The sequence below is a fragment of the Bifidobacterium biavatii DSM 23969 genome, from assembly GCF_000741165.1.
Classification (GTDB): Bacteria; Actinomycetota; Actinomycetes; order Actinomycetales; family Bifidobacteriaceae; genus Bifidobacterium; species Bifidobacterium biavatii.
This window is the reverse complement of the sequence record NZ_JGYN01000017.1, coordinates 1-25,106: the sequence shown is the minus strand read 5'-3', so window position 1 is coordinate 25,106 and position 25,106 is coordinate 1. Positions and strand designations below refer to the sequence as shown.

General features: G+C 63.3%; 24 protein-coding genes and 1 tRNA gene. 17 read left to right on the top strand and 8 right to left on the bottom strand.

All coding sequences use genetic code 11. The features are described from left to right. Window positions 1-15: 15 nt before the first annotated feature. Both BBIA_RS06430 and glgB read right to left on the bottom strand, forming a co-directional pair. Window positions 16-735, bottom strand: a complete 720-nt coding sequence (locus BBIA_RS06430; RefSeq protein ID WP_033494781.1) for a response regulator transcription factor — start codon at window positions 733-735, stop codon at window positions 16-18. 14 nt (window positions 736-749) lie between these two features. Continuing rightward, on the bottom strand, window positions 750-3,005 hold the full coding sequence (glgB, locus tag BBIA_RS06425) for a 1,4-alpha-glucan branching protein GlgB (RefSeq protein ID WP_033494779.1): 2,256 nt from the start codon (window positions 3,003-3,005) through the stop codon (window positions 750-752). Window positions 3,006-3,142: 137 nt separating this feature from the next. On the opposite strand from glgB, the gene BBIA_RS06420 reads away from it, so the two are divergent. Further along, window positions 3,143-3,739: a CarD family transcriptional regulator gene (locus BBIA_RS06420; RefSeq protein ID WP_033494777.1), complete on the top strand. Its 597-nt coding sequence runs from the start codon at window positions 3,143-3,145 to the stop codon at window positions 3,737-3,739. Between the two features lie 129 nt (window positions 3,740-3,868). After that, on the top strand, window positions 3,869-4,354 hold the full coding sequence (gene ispF / locus BBIA_RS06415; RefSeq protein WP_033494888.1) for a 2-C-methyl-D-erythritol 2,4-cyclodiphosphate synthase: 486 nt from the start codon (window positions 3,869-3,871) through the stop codon (window positions 4,352-4,354). On the opposite strand, the gene BBIA_RS06410 is transcribed toward ispF, so the two are convergent. From BBIA_RS06410 to BBIA_RS06400, 3 genes are all read right to left on the bottom strand, one after another. Next, window positions 4,338-5,168, bottom strand: a complete 831-nt coding sequence (locus BBIA_RS06410) for a metal ABC transporter permease (RefSeq protein ID WP_033494775.1) — start codon at window positions 5,166-5,168, stop codon at window positions 4,338-4,340. The two genes, ispF and BBIA_RS06410, sit on opposite strands and share 17 nt — an antisense overlap. Further along, window positions 5,165-6,058, bottom strand: a complete 894-nt coding sequence (locus BBIA_RS06405) for an ABC transporter ATP-binding protein (RefSeq protein ID WP_033494773.1) — start codon at window positions 6,056-6,058, stop codon at window positions 5,165-5,167. The genes BBIA_RS06410 and BBIA_RS06405 overlap by 4 nt, the downstream gene beginning before the upstream one ends. Before the next feature lie 199 nt (window positions 6,059-6,257). Continuing rightward, a complete protein-coding gene (locus tag BBIA_RS06400) occupies window positions 6,258-7,406 on the bottom strand; it encodes a metal ABC transporter solute-binding protein, Zn/Mn family (RefSeq protein WP_033494771.1) in 1,149 nt (382 codons plus the stop codon). A 106-nt stretch (window positions 7,407-7,512) separates the two neighbouring features. Here BBIA_RS06400 and BBIA_RS06395 point away from each other — a divergent pair, with 106 nt between their 5' ends. Continuing rightward, window positions 7,513-8,391: a bifunctional methylenetetrahydrofolate dehydrogenase/methenyltetrahydrofolate cyclohydrolase gene (locus BBIA_RS06395; protein WP_033494769.1), complete on the top strand. Its 879-nt coding sequence runs from the start codon at window positions 7,513-7,515 to the stop codon at window positions 8,389-8,391. A gap of 349 nt (window positions 8,392-8,740) precedes the next feature. Then, window positions 8,741-10,222, top strand: a complete 1,482-nt coding sequence (gene rpsA, locus BBIA_RS06390; protein ID WP_033494767.1) for a 30S ribosomal protein S1 — start codon at window positions 8,741-8,743, stop codon at window positions 10,220-10,222. Window positions 10,223-10,366: 144 nt separating this feature from the next. On the opposite strand, the gene BBIA_RS06385 is transcribed toward rpsA, so the two are convergent. Then, window positions 10,367-12,007: an ATP-binding cassette domain-containing protein gene (locus BBIA_RS06385; protein ID WP_033494765.1), complete on the bottom strand. Its 1,641-nt coding sequence runs from the start codon at window positions 12,005-12,007 to the stop codon at window positions 10,367-10,369. A 143-nt stretch (window positions 12,008-12,150) separates the two neighbouring features. Here BBIA_RS06385 and BBIA_RS06380 point away from each other — a divergent pair, with 143 nt between their 5' ends. The 6 genes from BBIA_RS06380 to pyk all read left to right on the top strand — a co-directional run bounded on the left by BBIA_RS06380 (window position 12,151) and on the right by pyk (window position 19,916). Next, window positions 12,151-12,825, top strand: a complete 675-nt coding sequence (locus BBIA_RS06380; RefSeq protein WP_033494763.1) for a response regulator transcription factor — start codon at window positions 12,151-12,153, stop codon at window positions 12,823-12,825. Further along, window positions 12,801-14,099: a sensor histidine kinase gene (locus BBIA_RS06375; protein WP_156103680.1), complete on the top strand. Its 1,299-nt coding sequence runs from the start codon at window positions 12,801-12,803 to the stop codon at window positions 14,097-14,099. Before BBIA_RS06380 ends, BBIA_RS06375 begins: the two co-directional genes overlap by 25 nt. Window positions 14,100-14,187: 88 nt before the next feature. Continuing rightward, a complete protein-coding gene (gene coaE, locus BBIA_RS06370; protein WP_033494755.1) occupies window positions 14,188-14,820 on the top strand; it encodes a dephospho-CoA kinase in 633 nt (210 codons plus the stop codon). A gap of 18 nt (window positions 14,821-14,838) precedes the next feature. After that, the gene (gene uvrB, locus BBIA_RS06365; RefSeq protein ID WP_033494753.1) at window positions 14,839-16,950 is read left to right on the top strand and encodes an excinuclease ABC subunit UvrB; all 2,112 of its coding nucleotides are present in this window, start codon (window positions 14,839-14,841) and stop codon (window positions 16,948-16,950) included. 362 nt (window positions 16,951-17,312) lie between these two features. After that, entirely contained in the window at window positions 17,313-18,317 is a 1,005-nt protein-coding gene (locus BBIA_RS06360) for a TerC family protein (protein ID WP_033494757.1), read from the top strand. Window positions 18,318-18,476: 159 nt separating this feature from the next. Beyond that, window positions 18,477-19,916: a pyruvate kinase gene (gene pyk, locus BBIA_RS06355; RefSeq protein ID WP_033494751.1), complete on the top strand. Its 1,440-nt coding sequence runs from the start codon at window positions 18,477-18,479 to the stop codon at window positions 19,914-19,916. Between the two features lie 210 nt (window positions 19,917-20,126). Here pyk and BBIA_RS06350 read toward each other — a convergent pair whose 3' ends face one another. Then, window positions 20,127-20,726 carry an NUDIX domain-containing protein gene (locus BBIA_RS06350; protein WP_033494749.1) on the bottom strand — a complete coding sequence of 200 codons (600 nt, stop codon included), beginning with the start codon at window positions 20,724-20,726 and terminating at the stop codon, window positions 20,127-20,129. Window positions 20,727-20,939: 213 nt separating this feature from the next. Between BBIA_RS06350 and BBIA_RS06345 the strand changes: the two genes are divergently transcribed. Then, window positions 20,940-21,013: transfer RNA gene (locus tag BBIA_RS06345), tRNA-Leu, on the top strand. Here the strand turns inward: BBIA_RS06345 and BBIA_RS15225 are convergent. Further along, window positions 20,973-21,488, bottom strand: coding sequence for a helix-turn-helix domain-containing protein (locus BBIA_RS15225; protein WP_420796689.1), 516 nt, complete (start codon window positions 21,486-21,488; stop codon window positions 20,973-20,975). The genes BBIA_RS06345 and BBIA_RS15225 overlap by 41 nt on opposite strands. A gap of 159 nt (window positions 21,489-21,647) precedes the next feature. On the opposite strand from BBIA_RS15225, the gene BBIA_RS06340 reads away from it, so the two are divergent. From BBIA_RS06340 to BBIA_RS06310, 6 genes are all read left to right on the top strand, one after another. Further along, the gene (locus BBIA_RS06340; RefSeq protein ID WP_033496426.1) at window positions 21,648-21,890 is read left to right on the top strand and encodes a hypothetical protein; all 243 of its coding nucleotides are present in this window, start codon (window positions 21,648-21,650) and stop codon (window positions 21,888-21,890) included. A 1,063-nt stretch (window positions 21,891-22,953) separates the two neighbouring features. After that, a complete protein-coding gene (locus BBIA_RS06330; protein ID WP_033496430.1) occupies window positions 22,954-23,202 on the top strand; it encodes a hypothetical protein in 249 nt (82 codons plus the stop codon). Between the two features lie 6 nt (window positions 23,203-23,208). Next, a complete protein-coding gene (locus tag BBIA_RS13810; RefSeq protein WP_052119656.1) occupies window positions 23,209-23,586 on the top strand; it encodes a hypothetical protein in 378 nt (125 codons plus the stop codon). 32 nt (window positions 23,587-23,618) lie between these two features. Continuing rightward, entirely contained in the window at window positions 23,619-23,795 is a 177-nt protein-coding gene (locus BBIA_RS06320; RefSeq protein WP_156103679.1) for a hypothetical protein, read from the top strand. Then, window positions 23,792-24,124 (top strand): hypothetical protein, encoded by a 333-nt coding sequence (locus tag BBIA_RS06315; RefSeq protein WP_033496433.1) that lies wholly within the window; start codon window positions 23,792-23,794, stop codon window positions 24,122-24,124. Before BBIA_RS06320 ends, BBIA_RS06315 begins: the two co-directional genes overlap by 4 nt. A 123-nt stretch (window positions 24,125-24,247) precedes the next feature. Continuing rightward, the coding region (locus tag BBIA_RS06310; protein WP_162179165.1) for a helix-turn-helix domain-containing protein at window positions 24,248-25,106 on the top strand (859 nt) is incomplete at its 3' end.

Here is a 25,106-nt window from a genome sequence, read left to right as displayed (position 1 = left end):
CGTGTATCCTGCCGCTCACTGGGCCGGCGGCTCGAACGCGTACCCGACGCCGTGCACAGTGCGGATCGTTTCCGAACCGAGCTTGTGGCGCAGGGCCTTGACATGCGAATCCACGGTGCGCGTGCCGGAGGCATCGACCCAGTCCCACACCTCTTCGAGCAGCTTTTCGCGCGTGAGCACGGAACGCGGCTTACGGGCCAGCGTGGCCAGCAGATCGAATTCGGTGGGGGTTAGGTGCACCTGATTGCCGTTGAGCGTCACGATGCGCTGCGCCGGGTCGATCACCAGAGAACCGAAATCGAGCAGCTTCTCGTTTTCGGAGTTCTTGGCGATGACCTTCGCGCGCTCCACACGGCGCAGCAGTGCCTTGCAGCGGGCGATCAGCTCGCGCATCGAGAACGGCTTGGTCATGTAGTCGTCCGCGCCGGCTCCGAGGCCGATCACCTTGTCGGCCTCGTCGTCGCGGGCGGTCAGGATCAGCACCGGCACCGGGCGTTCGGCCACGATGCGCTTGGTCGCCTCGAGGCCGTCCATCACCGGCAGCATGATGTCCATGATCACCAGATCGGGCTTGAGTTGCTTCGCCGCCTGCACCGCGCTCGCGCCGTCCGAGGCGACGCGAGCCGTCCAGCCTTCGGCCGTGATGCGCTGCGCGACCGCGGTGGCGAGGGTGGGTTCATCCTCGACCACCAGCACGGTGCGCGGCGTGGTGGAGCGGGTGGAAGTGTTCAGCATGTGGAAACCGCCTTTCAGTCTGTCGGTTCCAAGAATACAGCTCCCAGCGCCGGAATGGTGAGTTTCGCCGACCATTCGCGCGAATGGTACTCGATCGGGTCGGCCTCGAACGTGCCGTTGTGGATGTCGGAGCCGCCGTAGATCGCGTCGTCAGTGGTGAGCACCTCACGCCACTTGCCGCCCTTGGGCAGCGCGACCTGATAGTCGCTCCACGCCTCGCCGGAGAAGTTGACCACGACGACCATCTGCTGGCCGTCCTTGCCGATACGCACGAAGCTGAGCGTGTTGTGGTCGGCGTCGTCGCTGGTCAGCCACTGGAAGCCCTTCGGATCGAAGTCCTGGCTCCACAGCGCGGGGGACGCCTTGTACAGCGCGTTCAGGTCGGCGACGAGCTTCTGCACGCCGCGGTGATCCGGCCAGTCGAGCGCCGCCCAGTCGACGGAGTTTTCGTGGTTCCACTCGCCCCACTGGGCGACCTCGTTGCCCATGAATGTCAGGTTCTTGCCCGGGTGCGCCCACTGGTAGGCGAACAGGGCGCGCACGCCCGCGTACTTCTGCCAGTCGTCGCCCGGCATCTTGCCGTACAGCGAACCCTTGCCGTACACGACCTCGTCGTGGCTGATCGGCAGCACGTAGTGCTCGGAGTACGCGTAGACCATGGAGAACGTGATCTCGCCGTGGTGCCACTTGCGGTTGATCGGCGTCTCGTGCAGGTACTGGAGCGTGTCGTGCATCCAGCCCATGTTCCACTTGAGGCCGAAGCCGAGGCCGCCCTCGTCGGTCGGCGCGGTGATGCCCGGGTACGCGGTGGACTCCTCGGCGATCATCATGATGCCCGGATTGTTCTTGTACGCGGTGGCGTTGGCTTCCTTGAGGAAGTCGATCGCCTCGAGGTTCTCGCGGCCGCCGTAGATGTTCGGGCGCCACTGACCGGGCTGGCGGCTGTAGTCGAGGTAGAGCATCGAGGAGACGGCGTCCACGCGCAGCGCGTCGACGTGGTACTCCTTGAGCCAGAAGCTCGCGTTGGCCACTAGGAAGTTGCGCACCTCGCGGCGGCCGAAGTTGAACACGTAGGTGCCCCAATCCGGGTGCTCGCCGCGTAGCGGGTCCGGATCCTCGTACAGTGGCGTGCCATCGAATCGGCCGAGCGCGAACGCGTCCTTCGGGAAGTGCGCGGGCACCCAGTCCATGATCACGCCGATGCCGGCCTGATGCAGGCGGTCCACAAGATACTTGAAGTCATCGGGAGAGCCGAGTCGGGAGTCGACCGCGTAGTAGCCGGTGACCTGATAGCCCCACGAGCCGGAGAACGGGTGTTCCGCCAGCGGCATGAACTCGACGTGGGTGAAGCCCTCTTCCTCGACGTACGGCACGAGCTTGTCGGCGAGGTCGCGGTAGTCGTGCACGTCCTTGCGCCAGCTGCCGGCATGCACCTCGTAGATGCTCACCGGGCCGTCGTGCGGGTTCGTCTTGGCGCGCTTGTCCATCCATGCCGCGTCGTCCCAGTGGTGGACGGAATCGACGACGATCGAGCCGGTGGCCGGCGGGATCTCGTGCGAGCGTTCCATCGGATCGGCCTTCATCTGCCACTCGTAGTTGGCGTTGAGAATCTCATACTTGTACACTTCGCCGGCCTGCACGCCCGGGATGAAGATTTCCCACACGCCGGAGGAGCCGAGCTCGCGCATGGCATGGCGGCGGCCGTCCCACGAATTGAAGTTGCCGACCACGCGCACCGCATGCGCGTTCGGCGCCCACACGGAGAACGCCGTGCCGACGACCTGCTCGCCGGCGGCGCCGTCCGCGCCGCCCATCGGATCGTCGAAGCGCATGACGTGCGCGCCCAGCGCGTCCCACAGACGCTCGTGGCGGCCTTCGCCGAACAGATAGGTGTCCATTTCGCCGATGGTGGGCAGGTACCGATACGGGTCGTCCTCCACGACGGTCACACCACTGCCGTAGACGGTGCGCACGCGGTAGTCCGGCACGGTCCAGCCGTGCTCGTTCTTCGACGCCGGCACGACGGCGGTGAAGATGCCGTTGTACTCGTGCGGGGCGTTGGTCTCGCCGTCCTGCGTGATGATGGTCACCGTCTTAGCTAGGGGGCGCAGCACACGGATTGTCGCGGTGCCCTCCTGCGGTCCCTCGCCGAGATGCCCGCCGAGCACCTCGTGGGGGTTGTAGAACGCCGCGTTGCTCACCGCGTCCAGGTCAGCCTGGTTCACGGGCACGGCACGGATATCGTCGTTGATGTGAGAGTGTGTAGCCATAAGAACAAAGTGTAGAACCGGTTCGCCGAAAAACGGGTATTATTGGCGCGTCGCTTGTCATTTTCGGGCGTTTTGGGCAAGGTCCACGCCACATGCCACAATTGTTCGGGTTTGTCTTAGGCTCGTACGGAGGATTCATGGGTTACAAGGTCGGCGATATGGTTGTCTATCCGCGTCACGGCGCGGCTAAGGTGGAGGCCATCACCGAGCGGACGGTGAAGGGCGTGACGAGGGAGTATCTTCAGCTGTCCGTGCTGTCTTCGGACGGACTGGTCATCAACGTGCCGGTGGAGAACGCCAAGAAGGTCGGCGTGCGCGACATCGTCGACGCGAACGAGGTGGCCAAGGTCTTCGAGATCCTGCGCACTCCGATCATCGAAAAGGAAATGAACTGGTCCCGCCGCTACAAGCTGAACGTCGAAAAGATCGCCACTGGCGACGTGAACAAGATTGCCGAGGTCGTGCGTGACCTCGCGCAGCGCGACGTGGACGACCACGGCCTGTCCGCCGGCGAAAAGCGCATGCTCACCAAGGCCCGTTCCATCCTCACGTCTGAGATCGCGCTGAGCGAGAAGCTCGACGATGCGGACGCGCAGCGCCTGCTCGACGTGAACCTCGGCTACGAGGAGCCCCGCCCCGGCGACGACAAGCATCACACCAAGGCTCCCGAGGAACCTGCGGCGGATACGCTGGCCCGTCTCGAGGCCGAGGGCAAGAAGTCCAAGAAGCGCTGAACTCGCGTATGATGACGGTCTGCGGTCGACATGCCGCGGACCGTTTTTTTGTTTATTTGTCCGTATCATGCTCAGGCAAGCTCCGTACCGCCGCGTGACGGGCCGGCCGGAAAGGAAACGTCGATGACGATGCTAATAGGACAAGGATTCGATGCGCACCGGTTCGCCGATCCCGCAAGAAATCGTCCGTTGTGGCTGGCGTGCCTCGAATGGGACGGCAACGGTATCGAGGGCGATTCGGACGGCGACGTGGCTGCCCATGCGCTGATCGATGCGTTGTTGTCGGCCGCGCATCTGGGCGATATCGGCACCTTGTTCGGCGTGGGCAAGTCGTCGGCCGGCGCGGGCCGGCACGGCGCCGACATGCTGCGCGAAACCGTCGAATATCTGCATGCGCACGGGTTCGCGCCGTCCTCCGCCAGTGTCGCGCTCGTCGGCAACCGGCCGAAAATCGGCCCACGGCGAACCGAAGCGGAGAGTGCGCTATCGCGAGCCGTCGGTTGCCAAGTCTCCCTGACCGCCACTACCACCGACGGTATGGGCTTCACCGGCCGCGGCGAAGGCATCGCCGCCATCGCCACGGCCTTAGTGACCGCCGTCACCGACGCCGCATAGCGTCCCAGCCTTTGGCCGCCGCCCAGAACAGGGTGGACAGGGTCACGATGATGAAGCTCGGGGGAGCGGGGAACATGGCCGCCAGCACCAGCCCGCCCCAGATCGCCGCCAGGCACAGTGCGCTCGCCAGCAACATCGCGCGCAGCGGCGTGCCGGCAAGAATGTTCGCGGTGGCCGCCGGCGTGATCACCAGCGCGAAGATAAGCAGCGTGCCCACGGCCGGCACCGCGATCGTGATCACGCCGGCCATGATCGCCATGAACGCGACGTTCATCGCGCCGATCGGCACGCCCTTGGCCTGCGCGACCTGCTCGTCGACCGAACTGAACAGCAGCGGTCGATAGATCACCGCGAGCACGGCCAGCAGGATCACGTCGAATATGGCGAAGCCGACGATCTGGCCGGTCGTGATCGTCAGGATCGAGCCGAACAGGATCGACTGCATCTGCTGCGAGGCCGAACTGGACAGTCGCGCGAAGAACAGGCCGAGACCGGTGGCGAACGCGAGCACCGTGCCGGTCGCGATCTCGCGCTGCGACGCGCGCTTGCCGAGCGCACCGATCACCAGCGCGCCGCCCAATGCAAACGTGCCGAGTCCCAGCGAGACGGGCAGGCCGAGCAGCACCGCGCCGGTTGCGCCCGGCAGGCCGATGTGCGCAAGCGCGTGCGCGGCGAACGTTGAATGCCGTGCGATCGTGAAATATCCCATCACGCCGGCGGCCACCGCGATGCACAGGCCGGCGAGGAACGCGTTCGCCATGAACGGCGCAGTGAGCGTGTACATCCATTCCGGGTCGAAGGAAAAGTCGATCATCGTGCGCCTCCCATGGTGTTCGTTGCGCCGGACGCGTCCGCATGATGGTGATGGAATTGCGCGACCTCGTTCGGCGCGTGCGTGTCCTGCTCGACGCCTTCGGGCTCGTCGGCGCTGGGCGTGACGAACATGTCCCCCTGCGGCGTGGTGATGACTTGTACGCGCGTGCCGTACAGGTGCGTGAGCAGATCCGAGTCGAGCACCTGGTTCATGGCCGCGTAATGCGGATGCCCGTCAAGCAGGTAGACCGCTCCGGTCAGAATCGGCAGCAGCATGTTGAGGTCGTGCGCGACGACCTGAATGGTCATGCCGAGCTCCTGATTGAGCCGGGCGAGCACGTGCACGACCGCGCGCTGGCTGGCCAGGTCGAGGTTGGCGAGCGGTTCGTCGAGCATGAGCAGCTTCGGGTCGGAGACGAGCGCCTGCGCAATGGCGACACGTTGGCGCAGACCGCCCGACAGCTCCGACAGGCGCATCTTCGCCTTGTCCGCGATGCCGGTGAACGCCATCGCCTCGTGCACCTTGGCCTTCTGCGCGCGTGTGACCGGGTGGATGCCGAATCGGGTGCCGGTCAGGCCCAGCAGTACCGACTGTTCGGCGGTCAGGTTGGAGTCGATGTCCGAAGCGTAGCTTTGCGGCACGTAGCCGATGCGGTTGTTGGCCTCGCCGGCGGGTTTGCCGAGCACGGTGAGCGATCCGGAGGCGAGGGGGATGAGCCCGAGCTCGGCCTTCATCATGGTGGTTTTGCCGGCTCCGTTCGTGCCGACGATGGCGGTGACGGATCCGGCGGGAATGGCGAAGTCGCCGTGCTGCCAGATGATGCGTCCGCCGCGCGCTACCGCGGCGTCGCGGAACACGATGCAGTCGTCCTGCGAATGATTGGTGATCATGTGTCTTCCTGTCCTTGCGCGCCGGCAATATGCGGCGCATCCAGCCGGATTATGACAAATGACGTTGACAATCATTCTCAATAATGCGTGTTGCTGTCGGCTGCAGTACACAGAGGGCGGGTGTTCCGTTTCCGGAATCGCCCGCCCTGTGCGTACTGCGCTGCAATGCACTGCGACGTCTGTTGCTTGATTCCCGCCGTTACTTGCCGGGATCAGTCTGCCCCGCGTTGGACGGGGTGGAATCGTCGTCGGAGGAACTGTCTGTCGTGCCGTTCGACGAATCGTTCGAGGCATCATCGGACGACGAATCGGTGCTGTCGCCGTCCTTGTCCGTATCATCGGTCGTTGCCGGGCACGAGGCGACATCATCCGAATTGCTATCCTTGCCATCGGATGAACCGGTCGACGAATCGGAGCAGTCGGTCGTGAAATGGGCGGCGATCGCATCGACCAGCGAGTCGATCCAATCGGTCAGCGACGCGGCGTCGGACGGCATTTGCTCACTCACGTCGACGATCGGCACGTCCGCGCGCCCGGCCGTGCCGGTGATCATGTTCGTCGCGTCAGAAGCCTCCTGCGTGTTATTCACCAGCAGATCCACGCCGTGCGATTCCAGCAGCTTCTGGAATTCCTGCAGATCGGCCGGGGCGGCTTCGCCCTCGGCGGCCGCCGACGACGCATAACCCTTTGGTGTCTTGTCTTCAAAGCCCATGTCGCTCATCAGATAGTAGGCGACCGCCTCGGTGGCTGCATACGTGGCGTCGGCGTTCGCGGAGGAGAATTCCTTCATCTTCTCTTCAACTGTCTTCTCCTGCTCCTGCCATTCCTTGTAGCGCTTGGTGAAATCTTTCTTCTTGCTCGGCAGCGCCTTTGAGAACGCGTTCACCAGCTCCTGCGCCATGCCGTTGCGTGCGTCCTTCGAGAACCACAGATGCGGGTTGTCGCCCTCCATCGCGCCTACAGTCTGGGCGGCGGAAACGATGACGGTGTTCTTGCCGACACTTTTGGTGGCCCAAGAGTCGTAGCCGGCGCCGTTCGCCACCACGATCGTCGCCTTGGACAGCTTCGCCACATCCGAGGTTTTCGGCTCGAAATCATGCGCGTCCACGCCCGTCGAACTCAGAATCGACGTGACCGACACGTCGTCGCCGCCGATCTGCTCGGCCAGTGAACCCCACTGGTTGATCGAGGCGACCACTTCGATCGGGCCGGTCGGCTCCTCCTGCTGCGGCGTCTGCGTCGGCGTCGTGGCAGCGTTCGACGTGCCGCAGCCGGCCGCGGCTACCAGCATCAGCGCGGCCAATGCGCCCGCAACAGCCCTGCCTATGCGCGATCTGCGAATGTTCATTGCCCTGCTCCCTCGTACGCGTCCGAACATGTCGAAACAATCCTTTAACTGTCTCCACGATACCCTGATGCGAAGGCAACGAACCGACACACAGGGGAGACGACACATGACCATCAAACTCGACGGCAAGCAGACGGCGGCGGATATTAAGGCGCATCTGGCCGAACGCGTCGCACGGCTCAAGGAACAAGGCATCGAACCGGGCCTCGGCACGCTGCTGGTCGGCCACGACGCCGGCTCGGTCAAGTACGTGGCCGGCAAGCACGCCGACTGCGCCGAAATCGGCATCCGCTCCATCAAGCACGAACTGCCCGAAGACGTGACGTTCGACGACATCGCCGCCGTCGTGCGCGACATGAACGCCGACCCGGCCTGCACCGGCTATATCGTGCAGCTGCCGCTGCCCAAGGGCATCGACGAGAACGCAATCATCGACCTGATCGACCCGGCCAAGGACGCCGACGGCATGCACCCGTACAATCTCGGCGAACTCGTGCTGCACGTCAAGGGTGACATCACCACGCCGCTGCCGTGCACGCCGCGCGGCGTCATCGAACTGCTCGGCGCGTACGACATCGACCTCAACGGCAAGGAGGTGTGCGTGCTCGGCCGCGGCATCACCATCGGCCGCACCATCGGTCTCATGCTCACCCGCCGCGCCGTCAACGCGACCGTCACGCTGTGCCACACCGGCACGAAGGACGTCGCCGACCACATGCGCCGCGCCGACGTAATCGTCGCCGCGATGGGCTCCGCCGGATTCGTCAAGCCCGACATGATCAAGGACGGAGCGATTCTGCTCGACGTCGGCGTCTCGCGCGTCTTCGACGAGGAGGCCGGCCGCTGGCGCGTCAAGGGCGACGTGGACAAGGCCTGCTACGACAAGGCGTACGCCTACTCGCCGAACCCGGGCGGCGTCGGCCCGATGACCCGCGCCATGCTCCTCGCCAACGTCGTCGAAATGGCCGAACGCCAGCTCGGCTGAGAGTTTGTTGATAGTTCCAGCGCCGCCCCACGCTCTCTTGCGCACAGCTGTTACGTCATGCGGGCGTAACTCGAACCTGTATTGCGTAACGTGTCTTGCACTAACGAGCGTGGGGTTGGGATGTGCCGTTTTCGACCGTATGACTTGGCCGAGCGGCCCGGAGCGTGTCGGGAATAGAACATCCCAACCCCACGCGGCCAGTGCCGGAAGCAAAAAACGGAACATTCGCGACACGCCCGAAATATATGTGCAGGGCTGGCGGTATGGTTGAGACTTGCGTGTGCGGAAGCGCGCGCGGATAACTGAAGAACGATATTATCCATCTACTAGTTATTAAGAAACCACATTAATGGCAGAGAACAATAACGAAGTCGCCAAGGTCGCCATCAACGACATCGGCACCGAAGAGGACTTCATCAAGGCAGTCGATTCCACCATCAAGAACTTCGATGATGGTGATCTGGTCGAGGGTACCGTCGTCAAGGTCGATCACGACGAGGTCCTGGTCGACATCGGCTACAAGACCGAGGGTGTGATCCCCTCCCGCGAACTTTCCATCAAGAAGGACGTCGATCCGGACGAGGTCGTCGAGGTCGGCGATCCGATCGAGGCTCTTGTCGTCACCAAGGAAGACAAGGAAGGCCGTCTGATCCTGTCCAAGAAGCGTGCCCAGTACGAGCGCGCCTGGGGCGACATCGAGAAGATCAAGGAAGCTGACGGCGTTGTTGAGGGCACCGTCATCGAAGCCGTCAAGGGCGGCCTCATCGTGGACATCGGCCTGCGCGGCTTCCTGCCGGCGTCGCTGGTCGAAATGCGCCGCGTCCGTGATCTCTCCCCGTACATCGGCCAGAAGATCAAGGCCAAGATCCTGGAGCTCGACAAGAACCGCAACAACGTGGTCCTGTCCCGCCGCCAGTACCTCGAGGAGACCCAGTCCGAAGTGCGCGAGACCTTCCTCTCGCAGCTCAAGAAGGGCCAGATCCGTGAGGGTGTCGTGTCCTCCATCGTCAACTTCGGCGCGTTCGTCGATCTCGGTGGCGTTGACGGCCTGATCCACGTCTCCGAGCTGTCCTGGAAGCACATCGACCACCCGTCCGAGGTTGTCAAGGTCGGCGACAAGGTCACCGTCGAGGTGCTCGACGTCGATCTCGACCGCGAGCGTATCTCCCTGTCCCTGAAGGCGACTCAGGAGGATCCGTGGCAGCGCTTCGCCCGCACCCACGTCCCCGGCCAGATCGTCAAGGGCAAGGTCACCAAGATCGTCCAGTTCGGCGTGTTCATCTCCGTCGAGGACGGCATCGAGGGTCTCGTGCACATCTCCGAGCTGGCCAACCGCCACGTGGAGAACCCGGAGACCGTCGTCAAGCCGGGCGAAGAGGTGTTCGTCAAGGTCATCGACGTCGATCTCGATCGTCGCCGCATCTCCCTGTCCCTCAAGCAGGCCAACGACTCCGTCGACCCGAACTCCGAGGACTTCGATCCGGCGCTGTACGGCATGCCGGCCGAGTACGACGAGGAAGGCAACTACAAGTACCCGGAGGGCTTCGACCCGAACACCAACGAGTGGATCTCGGGCTTCGAGAAGCAGCGCGAGGAGTGGGAAGCCCAGTACGCTGCCGCCCACGACCTGTGGGAGCAGCACAAGGCGTTCGTCGCCAAGGAGCTGGAGAACGCCGCCGCCTCGGCCGCCGAGGATGGCCAGGCTCCGAAGGAAGAGAAGCGCGAGCGCGAGGAAGTTTCCTCCAACTACTCTTCCGAGTCCACCTCCAACGGCACCCTCGCCGACTCCGATCAGCTTGCCGCCCTGCGCGACCAGCTGCTCGGCAAGTGAGTTTGCTGAATTCGCCGTATAGCGAATAGCGGAAAGCCCGCCAACCGCAATGGTTGGCGGGCTTTTTGTGTTTCATGCCCGTTCGTCGTCGCGTCCGATGGTCGTCATGCTCGACGACGAACGGACATGCCCGATGAGCATCCGTCAGCGTGCGTGACGCACGACCAGCCGATGATCGGCCGTGATCTCGAGCACGCGGTCGAATCGGTCCGTGCACCGCTCGTCGTGCGTGGCCATGATCAGCGTGACCGGCAGCGACAGCAGCAGTGCGACGATACGTTCGGCGTTGCCCGGATCGAGGGAGGCGGTCGGCTCGTCCGCAAGCAGAATGTTTTTGCCGCGCAGCAGGGCGCGCGCTATTTCAAGACGCTGGATCTGCCCGCCGGACAGCTTCGAGCCGTGCTCTCCGCACTCGTGGGACAGCGGATCGTCGCCGAGTTCGCCGGCGAGGCCCACTTTGTCGAGCGCGTCGAGCAGCCGCTTGTCGTCGAACGGTTCGCCGAGCGTGAGATTGAATCGCACGTCGTCGTCGAAGACGAACGGACGCTGTTCGATGAATCCCACCTGACGGGACAGATCGTCGTCGATGCTGATGTCGCGCCCGTCCACGTAGCCTTGGATCGTGTCGAGCAGCGAGGATTTGCCGACGCCGGACGGTCCCGTCAGCGCGATCTTCTCTCCGGTCCGTGCATCGATGCGCTGTGCGGGCAGTAGTGTCGTCTTGCCGTGGCGCACGGCCGGCACGTCGAACGCGACGGCGGCCCAGCCGTCAGTGTCGTTGGCGTGCAGTTCCACACGCGTCACTGCGGGCGCGTTCGGCGTTTCGCCGTGCAGCGCACGACGGATCCGCTCGCGGATCGTCTTCGTGGTGGCGATCTCGTTGCAGTGTTCCGCCGCGGCGCGGAACGGGCCCGACACGCGGTCGCTCGCCATGAACATGGCGACCAGCGAGGCGCCGGTGATCGGCCATCCGGCATGCATCATCAGCAGGCCGATCGTGATCGGCACCAGATACGCCAACGCCGACAGCACCACCATCGCGACGCCGGCCAGTCCCTGCCGATTGCTCATCGTGCACATCGACGACTCCGACCTGCGCAGCCGGCGTTCCACATAGGCGAGCACCGTGGAGAACGCGCCGTTCGTGTACAGGCCGTGCCGCGCATCGAACGCGTCGGACAGCGACTGGTTGAACCGTTCGGCGTCTTCGGACCAGGCCTCGCTCGCTTTGCGCAGCGCGGACGCGAACAGTTTCGGCGCGGCCATCGGCAGCAGCGAGAACAGGATGAACAGTACGGCCAGCGGCGCGTTGAGCCACAGCATATATGCCATGGAAACCGTGCCCATGGTCAGGTCCACGGCCACCGTGAACACGGCCTTGAGATAGTTGTCCCGGTACAGCGCGAAATCGTTGTTGATGTTCGAGACGACCTGCGACGCCTTGTCCGGGGACACGTACCGCAGCTTCGCCTCGATGTAGCGCCGCTTGCGGTCGATCAGCAGATCACGGACGATCACGTTCTCCACCATGACCGCCAGCTGCTCGCACGACCAGATCCCGCAGAACGCCAGCAGATAGCCTGCGCCGAACATGACCATGGATCGGACGGACGAGTCCGCGGCGAACCGGGGCAGCGTGGAGATCGCCTGCGCGAGCACCACGCCGTCGAACCCGCCGACCGCCGTCAACAATGCGAACAGCGCAATCAGCAGTGCCGGTCGAGTGCGGCGCGGCGACGTCGACCGTTCCCGCGTCTTCGATGGTGCGTGTTTCGTCATGGTCATGAGATGCTCCTTGCGATACGTCTGTCATCACATTGCGGATGCGGATGCTTGGTATGTTTCTCCTCATGCTCGCGACTATCGGGAGGACACTCCCGGAACGGTCGCAGTATCATAATCATTTGTTGATGACGGGAGGCGAACCTATGGGGCGCGGAATCGAAGCGGCGCCGGGGCGGCGCATCGGCATCGTCGACAACGATGCGATGACGCGCGCGTTCCTGCGCCAGGTCATCGAACGGAACGTGCCCGGCTATCGCGTGATCTGGTGCGCCGCGCAGGGGGAGCAGGCCATCGGGCGCTGCGGCAGAGGCGACGACTGCCCGGACCTGCTCATCATGGACATGTCGCTCGAAGGCATCGGCGGCGTGCAGGCATGCGCCGTGATCCGCTCACGCAACGCCACCATGCCGATCCTCGCGATCACCTCGTTCGAACCGGGAACGTATCTCGCCGCGGCCGCCGAGGCCGGGGCGCAGTGCCTGGTCGGCAAATCGGATCTGACCGCCATCGAACAGGCCGTCGAACTGGTCGCGAACGGTGGCGTGATGGCGCCGGTCGGATCCGTCCGGTTCGACGCGCCGGCCGCGGCGTACGGCCGACTGTCATCGGGGAACGGCCCGCATTACGGCCCATTGTCGTTTCAGGAAGCCACGGTCATGGACCTGTGTATCGGCGGATACACGTCGGAGCAGATCGCCGGCCTGCTGGGCATCGCCTCGGCGACGGTGCGCACCCATGTGGCCCATGCCAAGAAGAAACTGGACGCCTCGAACCTCAGTCAGGCAGCGGTGCGATGGATGCAGATCAAAACGGTGTGAGCAATGCCGGGCTGCGGCGCATGCGGCGCCGATGGTCCGAATGGCTGCGCGACGTAAAACGGCAATCGCCGGCTTGTCTGACCCGCCCGATACCGGCGCTGCTGTGCGTGGCCGCGGCGGTGTTCGTCGTGGCGGAATGGCCCGCCGGCATGGCGGTCTACGGCGCCGATGCGGTGCCATGGTGGCTGTGCACCGCGATGACGGTCGCGCTGCTCGGTTCGGCCGCGTCGCCAAGGATCGGATCACTGGCGGTATGCCTGCTGTTTGCGCTGACGGCGGCCGCGCCGTGGCTGAACGCCGGCATGTTTCACTTAAGCGTGATGGCCGCCGTGTTCAATGCGGCCGTCACGTCCGGCCGGCGGTGGCGATGGGGCTGCTATGCGCTGGCCGTGGCCGGCAGCTCGTTCGAGGCGATGCGCGCTGCCGGCGGGGGCGGCGTGGCGATGCTGACCAACCAGTCGGTCATGTACGCGATTCCGCTGTTCGTCGCCTACGCGCTGCGCACGAAGGAACGCGCACTGCGCGCGGAACGCGAGGTGTCCGCGCTGCGCGCCCGGCAGGCGGAAACCGAACGGCTCCGCCAACAGTTCGAACTGTCGCGTCGCATCCACGATTCGCTCAGCGGCGCGCTCTCCTACATTGCCCTGCGGGCGGAATGCGCGGATGACGCTGACGCGGCGCTCGCCGACATACGCGGGCAGGCCATGCACGGTCTTGACGACGTGCATCGCATCATTCGCATGATGCGTGACGACGGACGTGACGCCGGACACGGTTCCGGAGCCGGGTCGGCTGATTCCGCGGACGTTCATGGCCGGCGGAACGACGATGCGGCGAGTCTGGATCGTGACGCGGCGTCGCTGCGGTCGGTCGTCGACCGGGGGAGCGGCATGCTCGATTCACTCGGCTTCCGTGGCGCCGCGCGCATCGACGGCATGGTGCCGGACGGACTACTGCGTTCGGCCGGGGCGATCGAAGCGGCGTCGCTGGCGGAAGAGCTGCTGTCGAACATCGTCCGCCACGGCAAGCGTCCCGGCGGCGAGTGGTATATGGAGATTCGAGTGGGGCGCGATGCGGTGCATGTCACGCAAACCAACGAAATCGGCGACGGCGGGCGGTCGTGGTCCGGCGGCACGGGCCTGCGTGCGCATGCCGCGATAATCGCCCGGCTCGGCGGCTCCCTGCGGCACAGCGTGATGGACGGGTCATGGTTCGTGTCCGCCGACATACCGTGGCGCGCCGCCTCGCCACCGGCCGCAGTGTTGCAGCCATAGCCCGTGCGCGGCGTTGGGGGGGGGGGGGGGGGCTCCGGCGCGTTGTGGGTAAGCTGGAACGCGACGAACGTGCGACGAAAGGGGCGGCGTGTTTACTCGCATCGGATTGACGGGCGGCATCGCCGCGGGCAAAAGCACGGTGTCGCGCCGGCTGGCGGAGCTTGGCGCGACCGTGATCGACTACGATCTACTGGCCCGTCGCGTCGTGGCGCCCGGCAGCGTCGGGCTGAGCCGGATCGTCGACGAGTTCGGTCCGGCCGCGATCGGCCATGACGGCGGGCTGGATCGGGTGTGGATGGCCGACCACGTGTTCGGGCCGAATGCGCCGGACGGTGCGCGCGAACGGCTCGACACGATCGAGCATCCGCTCATCTATGCCGAAGCGGCGCGGCTTGACCGTGAAGCCGTTACGCGCGTCGTTGATGATGACGTGCGGCTCGTCGTCGTGCACGACGTGCCGTTGTTGGCTGAAGTGATCGGCACGATCCCGTTCTGCTTCGACCATATCGTCACGGTCGAGGCGCCGGAGCCGGTGCGCATTGCGCGCATGATGGGGGAGCGGGGCATGAGCCGCGAGCAGGCCGAGGGGCGCATCCGGCATCAAAGCGCCGAGGCGACGCGCCGAGAAATCGCCGATACCGTCATCGATTCGACACAACCCATAGAACAAATGTTCGATGTTGTTGATAGACTGTATGCGGATTGGACCGGTCGGGAATAAACGCCGAAAGGGGCAATGATGGGCTTCAACATCCAGCGGTCGAACAAGCCGTTCGTCGTCAAATCGCCGTACCAGCCGTCCGGCGACCAGCCGCAGGCCATCGACGAACTGGCCCGGCGCATCGAAAACGGCGAGAACGACGTCGTGCTCATGGGCGCCACCGGCACCGGCAAGACCGCCACCACCGCGTGGCTGATCGAACGGCTCCAACGGCCCACGCTCATCATCGAACCGAACAAGACGCTCGCCGCGCAACTGTGCGCCGAATTCCGCGAACTCATGCCCGACAACGCGGTCAGCTACTTCGTGAGCTACTACGACTACTACCAACCCGAGGCGTACATCCCGCAAACCGACACCTATATCGAAAAGGACTCCAACATCAACGACGACGTGGAGCGCCTGCGCCACGCCGCCACCGCGAACCTGCTCACCCGGCGCGACTGCGTGGTCGTCGCCACCGTCTCGTGCATCTACGGCCTCGGCACGCCCGAGGAATACGCGGGCCGCATGCTCTTCCTCAAGGAGGGGCAGGAGATCAACCGCGACGACCTGCTGCGCCAGTTCGTCGCCATGCAGTACAAGCGCAACGACATCGCGTTCACGCGCGGCACGTTCCGCGTGCGCGGCGACACGGTTGAAATCATCCCCGTCTACGAGGAGCTCGCGATCCGCATCGAATTCTTCGGCGACGAAATCGACCGCATTTCCACGCTCCACCCGCTCACCGGCGACGTGATCGACCACGAGACGGAAGTGCACATCTTCCCCGCCTCGCACTATGTGGCCGGCCCCGAGCGCATGGAACGCGCGCTCAAAACCATCCAGCAAGAGCTTGACAAGCGCACCGCCGAACTGCGCAAGCAGGGCAAGGAGCTCGAGGCGCAGCGTCTGACCATGCGCACCACCTATGATCTGGAAATGCTTTCGCAGGTGGGCGTGTGCTCCGGCGTGGAGAACTATTCGCGGCACTTCGACGGGCGCGCGCCCGGCACGCCGCCGCACACGCTGCTCGACTTTTTCCCCGACGACTTCCTGCTCGTCATCGACGAATCTCACGTGACCGTGCCGCAGATCGGCGCGATGTACGAAGGCGACGCCGCGCGCAAGCGCACGCTCGTCGACTTCGGCTTCCGCCTGCCGTCCGCGATGGACAACCGGCCGCTCAAATGGCCGGAGTTCCTCGAACGCGTCGGCCAGACCGTCTACCTGTCTGCAACCCCCGGCGACTATGAGCTGGGACTGTCCGACGGGGTGGTCGAGCAGATCATCCGCCCGACCGGCCTGCTGGACCCGAAGGTCGAAGTGCGCCCCACCAAGGGGCAGATCGACGACCTGCTCGCCGAAATCAAGGATCGCGTGGCCAAGAACGAGCGTACGCTCGTCACTACGCTCACCAAGAAGATGGCCGAGGACCTGACCGATTATCTGATCGAACGGGGCATCAAGGTCGAATACTTGCACTCCGACGTGGACACGCTGCGCCGCGTCGAACTGCTGCGAGAGCTGCGCGAAGGCAAGATCGACGTGATCGTCGGCATCAACCTGCTGCGCGAGGGCCTCGACCTGCCCGAAGTCTCGCTCGTGGCCATCCTCGACGCCGACAAGGAAGGCTTCCTGCGCTCGTACCGCTCGCTCATCCAGACCATCGGCCGCGCGGCCAGAAACGTGTCCGGCACCGTCATCATGTACGCCGACGAAACCACCGACGCGATGCACAAGGCCATCGACGAGACCGAACGCCGCCGCGCCAAGCAGATCGCCTACAACAAGGAGCACCATATCGACCCCAAGCCGCTGATCAAAAAGATCAGCGACGTCAACGACATGCTCGCCAAAGAGGACGTGGACACCCAGACCCTGCTCGCCGGCGGTTACCGCAACGCGAACAAGGCCGGCAACTCGCATCTGGGCGTGCCCGCCATCGGCAAGGAGGAGGCGGACAAGCGCCACGAGGAGATCCTCAAGGCCGGGCTGCCCGCGCAGGATCTCGCCGATCTGATCCGCCAGATGAGCGAGCAGATGCACACCGCCGCCGAACAGCTCCAGTTCGAGCTCGCCGCCCGCCTGCGCGACGAGATACGCGACCTCAAAAAGGAACTCAGAGGAATGACGGAAGCGAATAAGTGAGCTTCCGTGGCCGAGCCGTGAAGCAAACGCCGGAGGCGTTTGTAGGTGAGGGCGAGCGACAGTGAGCTATGTGTTGTCGCGCGTAGCGCGTCCGTATTTGCAGGACGCGAGCAGCGGTAGCGTCGCGAGCGTCGCATGTGTTGCGGAAGCGAATAAGTGAGCTTCCGTGGCCGAGCCGTGAAGCAAACGCCGGAGGCGTTTGTAGGTGAGGGCGAGCGACAGTGAGCTATGTGTTGTCGCGCGTAGCGCGTCCGTGATTGCGGGACGCGAGCAGCGGTAGCGTCGCGAGCGTCGCATATAACGCGGAAGCGAACAAGTGAGCGTGCGTGGGCGAGTCAGCGCCTGTACATATGCTGGAAGGCATGTCTGAAACCCCCATTGCATTTATGATCGCCACGTTCGTGGTGCTGGCCGCGTTCTTCGTCGTGGACCTGTTCGTCATCGGCCGCAAGCCGCACGTGCCCTCCACCAAGGAATGCCTGCAGCACATCGCGTTCTTCGTCGTCGCGGCGCTCATCTTCGGCGGCATCATGTGGGCCGTCGCAGGGTCCAAACCGGCCATCGAATTCTACTCCGGCTGGCTCACCGAATACTCGCTGAGCGTCGACAACTTGTTCGTGTTCGTCATCATCATGTCCAACTTCGCCGTGCCGAAGGTGCTGCAGAAGTACGTGCTGTCCGTCGGCATCACCGTCGCGCTCATCCTGCGCGGCATCTTCATCCTCATCGGCGCCGCGCTCATCGAACGCTTCACTTGGATCTTCTTCATCTTCGGCGCGTTCCTGATCGTCACCGCGCTCAAGCTCGTCACCGGCGGCGACGACGATGAGGAATACCACGAGAACGGCATCATCAAGGCCCTGCGCAAGATCATGAAGATCTCCGACGAATACGACGGCGAAAAGCTGCGCACCGTCAAGAACGGCGTCAAGTACTTCACCCCGATGCTCGTCGTCTTCCTTGCCATCGGCACCACCGACGTCATGTTCGCCTTCGATTCGATCCCCGCGATCTTTGGCCTGACCAAGGATCCGTTCATCGTGTTCACGTCCAACGTGTTCGCCCTGCTCGGCCTCCAGCAGCTCTACTTCCTGCTCGGCGCCCTGCTCGACAAGCTCGTCTACCTGCCGCTCGGCCTGTCCGTCGTGCTCGGCTTCATCGGCGTCAAGCTCATCATGGAGGCGCTGCACGGCAACTCGCTGCCGTTCCTTAACGGCGGGCAGCCGATTGAGTGGGTTCCCGAAGTGCCGACGTGGCTCTCGCTTGCGGTGATCGTGCTGTCCATTGGCGGCGCGGCGCTCGCCAGTGTGCTCAAGATGCGTGCTCTGGACGCGGCTTCCGGGCAAGGTTCCACCAAGGCCGAGTGAAGCGTTGGCGTATCGCCGGTAAACCTTTGCGGAACATGAGGTGTGAGCGCTCACAACACACCCATGGAAAAGGTGGCTCGAATCGATTTTTGCTAGTAGACTGGCTGTCGGCGGCTGGGCCAGAAGGCCCGGCCATAATCAAGGATAGGATAGGCATTCATGCGTAAAGCCAAGATCGTTGATACCATCGGTCCCGCCACCGAGGATTACGACAACCTGCTCAAGCTCGTCGAAGCCGGTATGGACGTCGCTCGTCTGAACCGCTCCCACGGCACCCCCGAGGATCACCTTCGCGTCTACAATAACGTGCGCAAGGCCAGCGAGGCCACCGGACGCAACGTGGCCGCCCTGGTTGATCTGCAGGGCCCGAAGATCCGCTGCGGCTGGTTCAAGAAGAACGCCGAAGGCGAGGACAAGGTTCAGCTTCAGCTTGGCCAGGAGTTCATCATCACCACCGACGACGTCGAGGGTGACGAGCACATCACCTCCACCACCTTCAAGGGCCTGCCGGGCGATTGCCATCCGGGCGACCCGATCCTGATCGACGACGGCAAGGTCCGCCTCGAGGTCACCAAGGTCGAGGGCAACAACGTGTACACCAAGGTCGTCGTGGCCGGTCCGGTGTCCTCCCACAAGGGCATCAACCTGCCGGGCGTCGCCGTCTCCCTGCCGGCGCTGACCGAGAAGGACGAGGCCGACCTGCGCTGGGCCATCCGCACTGGCGCTGACATCATCGCCATGTCCTTCGTGCGCTTCGCGACCGACATCGACCGCGCTCACGAGATCATGGACGAGGAAGGCCGCCGCATCCCGATCGTCGCCAAGATCGAGAAGCCGCAGGCCCTCGAGAACCTCGAAGAGATCATCAAGACCTTTGACGGCGTCATGGCCGCCCGTGGCGACATGGCCGTTGAGTGCCCGCTCGAAGAGGTCCCGCTGGCCACCAAGCGCATCATCGAGCTGGCCCGCCAGTACGCCAAGCCGGTCATCGTGGCCACTGAAGTCCTCGGCTCCATGGTCCACTCCCCGGTCCCGTCCCGCGCTGAGGCCTCCGACTGCGCCAACGCCGTCCTCGACGGCGCCGACGCGACCATGACCTCCAACGAGACCGCCGTCGGCGAGTATCCGACCGAGACCGTCGCCACCATGTCTCGCATCTCCGGCTTCGCCACCGAGCACGGCTTCGACCGCATCCCGGAGCTGAAGAACCTCGACATGTCCTCCACCGGCGCCGTCTCCTCCGCCGCCGTCGACCTGGCCGACAAGCTCAACGCCAAGGCCATCGTCGCCTACACCCAGACCGGCAACACCGTGCACCGCGTCTCCCGCGAGCGCCCGGCCGCCCCGATCTACGGCATCACCAACAACGAGCACACCTACCACTGGCTGGCCCTGTCCTGGGGCACCGAGGCGTTCTACGTCCCGGAGGACTACCACGACAAGTCCCGCAAGGATCTCATGGCCTACACCGACACCATCCTCAAGAAGGCTGGCAAGGTTTCTGACGGCGACAAGATCGTCGTGCTGAGCTCCGCTCAGGGCGAGCACGCCGCCGGCTCCACCGACTCCATCTACGTGCACACCGTCGGCAACAACTGATCGGCGTAACCGCGTAGGCCGATCGGTCGGCCAATAGTGCGGAGAAGCCCCTGTCGGAATCCTGAGAGATTCCGGCAGGGGCTTCTTGTATATCCGCTCGGGCGACTGCTGACATTGCGCGACTGCGGACAGCATGCAGTGTCACGGCCGGCCCGCCCACGAACGTCCGTCACTGTGGCGTGCGGCGCGGCCGGTGGCGACGATCCCGCATCACTGGTCGAGCTGATGATCCGGCGCGCTGTGCAGACGCAGGATCGCGATCAGTGTCTTCGCGTCGACGATCGTGCCGTTGACGGCCATCTCGTACGCCTGATCCAGCGTGTACAGGCGCACGTCCGGACGCGGCGTCTCCGGGCCGAAATCGCTGCGGTCCGCAGGGTGCAGTCCGGTGGCGAAGAACAGCGCCGTGTGCTGCGCGGAAAAACTCGGCGTATCGATGAACCGGGCGAACTGGACGAGATGGTCGGCCGTATAGCCTGCTTCCTCGCGCAGCTTGCGTACGGCGATGTCCAGCGGCTTTTCGCCTTGTTCGGCTGCGTGTCCGCCGGGGATTTCCAGCGTCCAGCGATGGGTGGGGATGCGGTACTGCTCGACGAGCGGGATAAGCCCATCATCGGTCATGGCCAGCACGCCGACGGCGTCGCCGTTGTTGCCCTGCAGCACGTAACGTTCGAATGTGCCGGCCTGCGGCGAGGAAAGGGACACTTGATCGACGTTGAAGTAGTGGCTCTTGACGATTTGCTTGCGCGACTCCTCCTTGAGCGGAGAGGTGCGCCACGGATCGAACCTGCGGTAGGTTTCGTTGCTCATGACTGCCTCCTTGGTGGCATGATCGTTTCCATTGTATATCGTTAACATCGAGGGGTCGGGGTTTGGCCCCCTGGCATAAGGGGTGCGTGTCGCCATGGAAATGGGCCGGTCCGGCCCGCCAGGAAAGGCGGGGCGCGCGCCCGCGACGCGCAGAAATCCGACAATGCAGTCTCCGTCCGAAAAGTATGGTATTCTTCCATGAGTGCTGAGAACGCCCCTGTATCCCAATTGGTAGAGGAAGCAGCCTCAAAATCTGCGTAGTGTGGGTTCGAGTCCCACTAGGGGCACTGAAAGTCCGTGTCCCACCGAGGGCACCATTTCGGGCATAATCAGGAATCGCGGTCGCGAAGCGGCCCCGGTTCCTTTTTTGTTGTCCGCATCATTGGAAGAAACCACCTCTTCGGAGGAGGTTGCACCGTCTTTGTTTAGACCCCTTTCTTTAATCATTGCGACGAAGGCAGCGTCGCTTTCGCGAATACGCTTGATTAGCTCTTCATCTTGCCGATAGTAGGTATCGTCGGCCAAGTCATCCAAGGTAACCCCTAGATACTTGGCGATCGCAATCACTTGTTTGTATTTGAATTGAGTGCGACCGGTCATGGTCTGGGAGAAGCCCCCGGATGTCCATCCGAGAGCTTTCGCCATAGTATTCTGAGAGATTCCGAGGGCGCTCAGGTATTTCCTGATGTTGTAACGGAGGACTTCCTCCGCGCGATCCTCTTCTGATTCTGCGGGTGCTGCGACACGCACCGGATCCACCATTGTCATGTTAACGATACCTACCTTGTAGATCATGCCACCATTTGTGAGATGCCTTGCATCTACGGCAGCAGTAACCATTATAGCAATGATTTGCGCTAATTCATTATTAGTGATATCTTCTACTTAGAAAACAAAAGCAGTCTAAGGAAAGGATGCGCGATGTCTAACATGAAGAGGTGGCTCAGGGAGCGGGGAATCTCCTATAAGCGTCTCGGTAACGCGCTTCATCTGTCGGACGTCAGCATCAACAACAAGGTGAACGGATACGTGCCTTGGCAGTACGCGGATCTTGTGCAGCTGCGCGAGAAGTACGGTCTTTCCTCTGATTTCGTGAACGACTTCATTGACTATGACGAGTACTTCGATCATCAGGCCGCGGAGCATGAAGGAGTACTGGCATGACGTCGTCTGCTGTTGTGTGCTTTGATCCGTATTGCTGCGGGGATTGGTGGTGATGGTATGCGTATCGATCGCGTGCAGGAAGTCTGGGATGGTGGCTCGTACTTGGGCTTAGCGTACCGTTTGAATCCCGATGGTGGACTGGCTGGCGAGTGGACCGCGTACGTGTATGTCGGTGATCGAAAGGCAGCTAAGGACTTGGATCGCTTCGAGCGACGCGACTTGTCGCATGATTACGTGGATTGCGGAATCTGCGAGGGACTGAGCTTGGCGTTCAGTCGGATCGAGTCAATGTCTCGCACAGTGCTTCCGGTTGCGACGCTGCGGACTCCGGAGACTGACATTCCGGCGGCAAGGATCGCGTGCCCGAATTGTGCGCGCGGTTTTCTCGAACGTGGCCAAGACGTGTATGCGGGCATGTTCACGTGTCCATCGTGCCATCACTCGTTCGGCGTGATGCCGTTGGCGGTGGTGTTGTTGAACGAAGGCCGTGCCATGGAAGATGTGGCTGCGGCTACCGGGTTGACATGCGCGTCGATCCGAGCGAATCTGCGATACAACTACCGGCGTGTCGGCACTGGTGCCGATACGAAGTGGGTGGATCGCGGCAGCGTGCTTCCCTCCGTCCGTGTGGACGGTGTTCCCGTTCGATCATTGTCGGACAGTCTCTCCGGGAATTCGCCTGCGCGGCGGGGGGAACTTGCCGGAACGTGTCTGGGTTCGAACGGCCCGGATTAGGTGTGGGGGAGTGTCGTGTCGTATTGGTGACAGGAATAAAAAAGCCCGGCGTTCGTTGGAGCGGACGCCGGGAGTGGTGCGATGGCTATGGGTTACGTCGAATCGGGTCTGGAATCTTGGTTCTGACGTTTCCCTGAGTTACAGGAGTGTCACCGCACACCTCGTAATCATACCGGCTACATGTCGGTTGATCAACGGATCGACGAGATGAGACGATACCGCGAGGTGGCGATGACTGCTCCCTATGTCTATCGATGCTACGGCCGGTTATTTGGAGTTCCGGGCGTGATCGATGAAATTCTTCTGATTTTTTGGAAGGAACAACGAAATGAAGTGCAGGGAGTTGAGTTTGATCGTCCGGGATCCGTCCAACGTACGGGTCGGTGACGTGGTGTGGCTGCAGTTGTCGGACTCGGCATATTTCTCCGGTCGCGTCGTCGACTTGACCGGACAGCCCGTATGCCCGTTCGCGTTCGACGCAGGGTTCATGCCGTTTATTGGTAATGGCGGCCCGTGGTCGTTCGTACGTGCGGTGCGCGAGGTGGATGCGTCGGCGCATCCGGCCGGCGGGAGGTGATTTGCCGTGAGCAAGAGTTTTAGCCCGGATATGGCCGCGTACTTGCAGTCATTACCGGCGGTCGATGATGTCGATTGCGCTCGGGGCAGGATTTCCTATGCCGACGCGTTTAAGCGGCATGTAGTTGCCGGTCTTGCGCTTGGCTACCGGCCCTCGGAAATGTTTCGCACTGCCGGTTTGGATCCAAGGATTATCGGCGAGAAGCGTGTGGAGCGTGCCGTGTCTCATTGGAGGCACGACTGGGATTTACGGGGCGGTCGGTTCGTTGAGAACGCGTTTGCGAAGCAGTCTCCGTTTGATCTGTTGGCGCAGCGTGTGGACTCGTTGGAGGCTCGTGTGGCCTCGTTGGAGGACACGTTGACGACGAAGGGCATGGTGGGATGATGGCCGCTCACGCGAAGATGACTTCGGACCCTATGGACGAAATCGACTTGCTGGACACTCAGGAGCTGTTGGGCCTGCTGAGCCGCTTGGACGCGCCGAACGACGTGCTGACGCGTTCGTTTGTGATCGGCGTGGAATATGGGCGTCGTCTGGAGGCTGAACACGGTTCTCTCGTGGCCGCGCATGCGGCGAGGGGAGGAGTGCAATGAGGGTCGAGCCTAACGTGCTGTATGCGATGGAGGAGTACGAGGCTGCCGTGTCTGGCACCTTGCATGCTGGCCAGTGCCCGCCGCCCTTGTCGGCCGGTTTTCGAGCCTCGAACGCGTGGTTCTACATGGTCGACGGGTATCGGGCGTGCATGAAGAGCACGGACAGTGACAAACGGTATCTGGAACTGTGCAGGCATGGGTATCGACCCACTGTGGCTGCCGCAAGCCTGTATGGTTCCCCGGACAAGAAATGGCTGTCATGGGCCGCGCGAAACCCGCAGGCCGTGCGGAACCGTACGAAGGAGGCGTCCCATGCGACTGCCAAGTGACGACGACAGGAACGGTTTCGGACGGCGCATCTCCACCACGGAGGCGTTGGACCGTCTTATGGAATCAGCACGGTCCGCCGCTGTAACGACGGCGGACGACCGGAACGTGAATGGAGGCGCATCATGAGCTGGCAATGCACGTCGTGGGCTCTCAGGGAGGCTCCTGCCCCCACGTCGACCGCACGTCTCGTGCTGATCGCTCTCGCGGACCGCTGCCAGCCCGACGGTCGCAGCGCATGGCCCACCGTGGACACCCTTGCCGCCGAGGCTCATACCAGCCCTTCCAGCGTGAAGCGGGCGTTGAAGGCGTTGGAGGAGTGCGGTGCGATCCGTCGCGGCAACCAGTCACTCGCCCAATGGGATGAGCATGGCCAGTGGGTGCCGGAACCGTACCGTCCGGTCGTGTGGGAATGCTGCATGAACGTGACGTTGGAGCACATCGTCGAGAAGCCCGGCAGACAGGCCCGCGCCGAACGTGAACAGCGTCTCGGAACGGATGATCCTGATGTCCGGGAAAACAGCGGTGTCAAAATGACACCTCTCGAAAACGTTGAAAACACGCCGATTTCCAGCGGTGTCAAAATGACACCCCTGACCGTCTCCCAAGAGGGGAGAGGTAGCACCAGTGACACCTCCAGAGGTAGCACCAGTGACACCCCTATAAAAGAAACAAATAAAGAAACAAATAACCCCTCTGCCCCTACGGGGCATCTCCCCGCAAGCGGAGAGACTCCCCCGGAGGACGAAAACACGAAACCGGTCGAAGCCCACGTTCCGGACCACGGCGACGCCGTCCCTGACGTCTTGCTGCCGAACGGGGACGGGTCGACGTTCCTCGACGCCCGCCTGTGGATCGACCCGAATGCTGGCCCGGAGCCCGGCGACGACCTTGACGCCGACATTCGTGGCGCCGGCTTCGTGCTCGACGCGCTGGAGGCGGGCTGGGCCAAGACGCCGAGCATGCCGGTGCCGCGCGCCGTCG

Bases quoted from the DNA above. Each gene is read 5' to 3' on its own strand.
- BBIA_RS06430 (WP_033494781.1), bottom strand. From the start codon at position 735: ATGCTGAACACTTCCACCCGCTCCACCACGCCGCGCACCGTGCTGGTG.
- glgB (WP_033494779.1), bottom strand. From the start codon at position 3,005: ATGGCTACACACTCTCACATCAACGACGATATCCGTGCCGTGCCCGTG.
- BBIA_RS06420 (WP_033494777.1), top strand. From the start codon at position 3,143: ATGGGTTACAAGGTCGGCGATATGGTTGTCTATCCGCGTCACGGCGCG.
- ispF (WP_033494888.1), top strand. From the start codon at position 3,869: ATGCTAATAGGACAAGGATTCGATGCGCACCGGTTCGCCGATCCCGCA.
- BBIA_RS06410 (WP_033494775.1), bottom strand. From the start codon at position 5,168: ATGATCGACTTTTCCTTCGACCCGGAATGGATGTACACGCTCACTGCG.
- BBIA_RS06405 (WP_033494773.1), bottom strand. From the start codon at position 6,058: ATGATCACCAATCATTCGCAGGACGACTGCATCGTGTTCCGCGACGCC.
- BBIA_RS06400 (WP_033494771.1), bottom strand. From the start codon at position 7,406: ATGAACATTCGCAGATCGCGCATAGGCAGGGCTGTTGCGGGCGCATTG.
- BBIA_RS06395 (WP_033494769.1), top strand. From the start codon at position 7,513: ATGACCATCAAACTCGACGGCAAGCAGACGGCGGCGGATATTAAGGCG.
- rpsA (WP_033494767.1), top strand. From the start codon at position 8,741: ATGGCAGAGAACAATAACGAAGTCGCCAAGGTCGCCATCAACGACATC.
- BBIA_RS06385 (WP_033494765.1), bottom strand. From the start codon at position 12,007: ATGACCATGACGAAACACGCACCATCGAAGACGCGGGAACGGTCGACG.
- BBIA_RS06380 (WP_033494763.1), top strand. From the start codon at position 12,151: ATGGGGCGCGGAATCGAAGCGGCGCCGGGGCGGCGCATCGGCATCGTC.
- BBIA_RS06375 (WP_156103680.1), top strand. From the start codon at position 12,801: ATGGATGCAGATCAAAACGGTGTGAGCAATGCCGGGCTGCGGCGCATG.
- uvrB (WP_033494753.1), top strand. From the start codon at position 14,839: ATGGGCTTCAACATCCAGCGGTCGAACAAGCCGTTCGTCGTCAAATCG.
- BBIA_RS06360 (WP_033494757.1), top strand. From the start codon at position 17,313: ATGTCTGAAACCCCCATTGCATTTATGATCGCCACGTTCGTGGTGCTG.
- pyk (WP_033494751.1), top strand. From the start codon at position 18,477: ATGCGTAAAGCCAAGATCGTTGATACCATCGGTCCCGCCACCGAGGAT.
- BBIA_RS06350 (WP_033494749.1), bottom strand. From the start codon at position 20,726: ATGAGCAACGAAACCTACCGCAGGTTCGATCCGTGGCGCACCTCTCCG.
- BBIA_RS15225 (WP_420796689.1), bottom strand. From the start codon at position 21,488: ATGGTGGATCCGGTGCGTGTCGCAGCACCCGCAGAATCAGAAGAGGAT.
- BBIA_RS06340 (WP_033496426.1), top strand. From the start codon at position 21,648: ATGTCTAACATGAAGAGGTGGCTCAGGGAGCGGGGAATCTCCTATAAG.
- BBIA_RS06330 (WP_033496430.1), top strand. From the start codon at position 22,954: ATGAAGTGCAGGGAGTTGAGTTTGATCGTCCGGGATCCGTCCAACGTA.
- BBIA_RS06320 (WP_156103679.1), top strand. From the start codon at position 23,619: ATGGACGAAATCGACTTGCTGGACACTCAGGAGCTGTTGGGCCTGCTG.
- BBIA_RS06315 (WP_033496433.1), top strand. From the start codon at position 23,792: ATGAGGGTCGAGCCTAACGTGCTGTATGCGATGGAGGAGTACGAGGCT.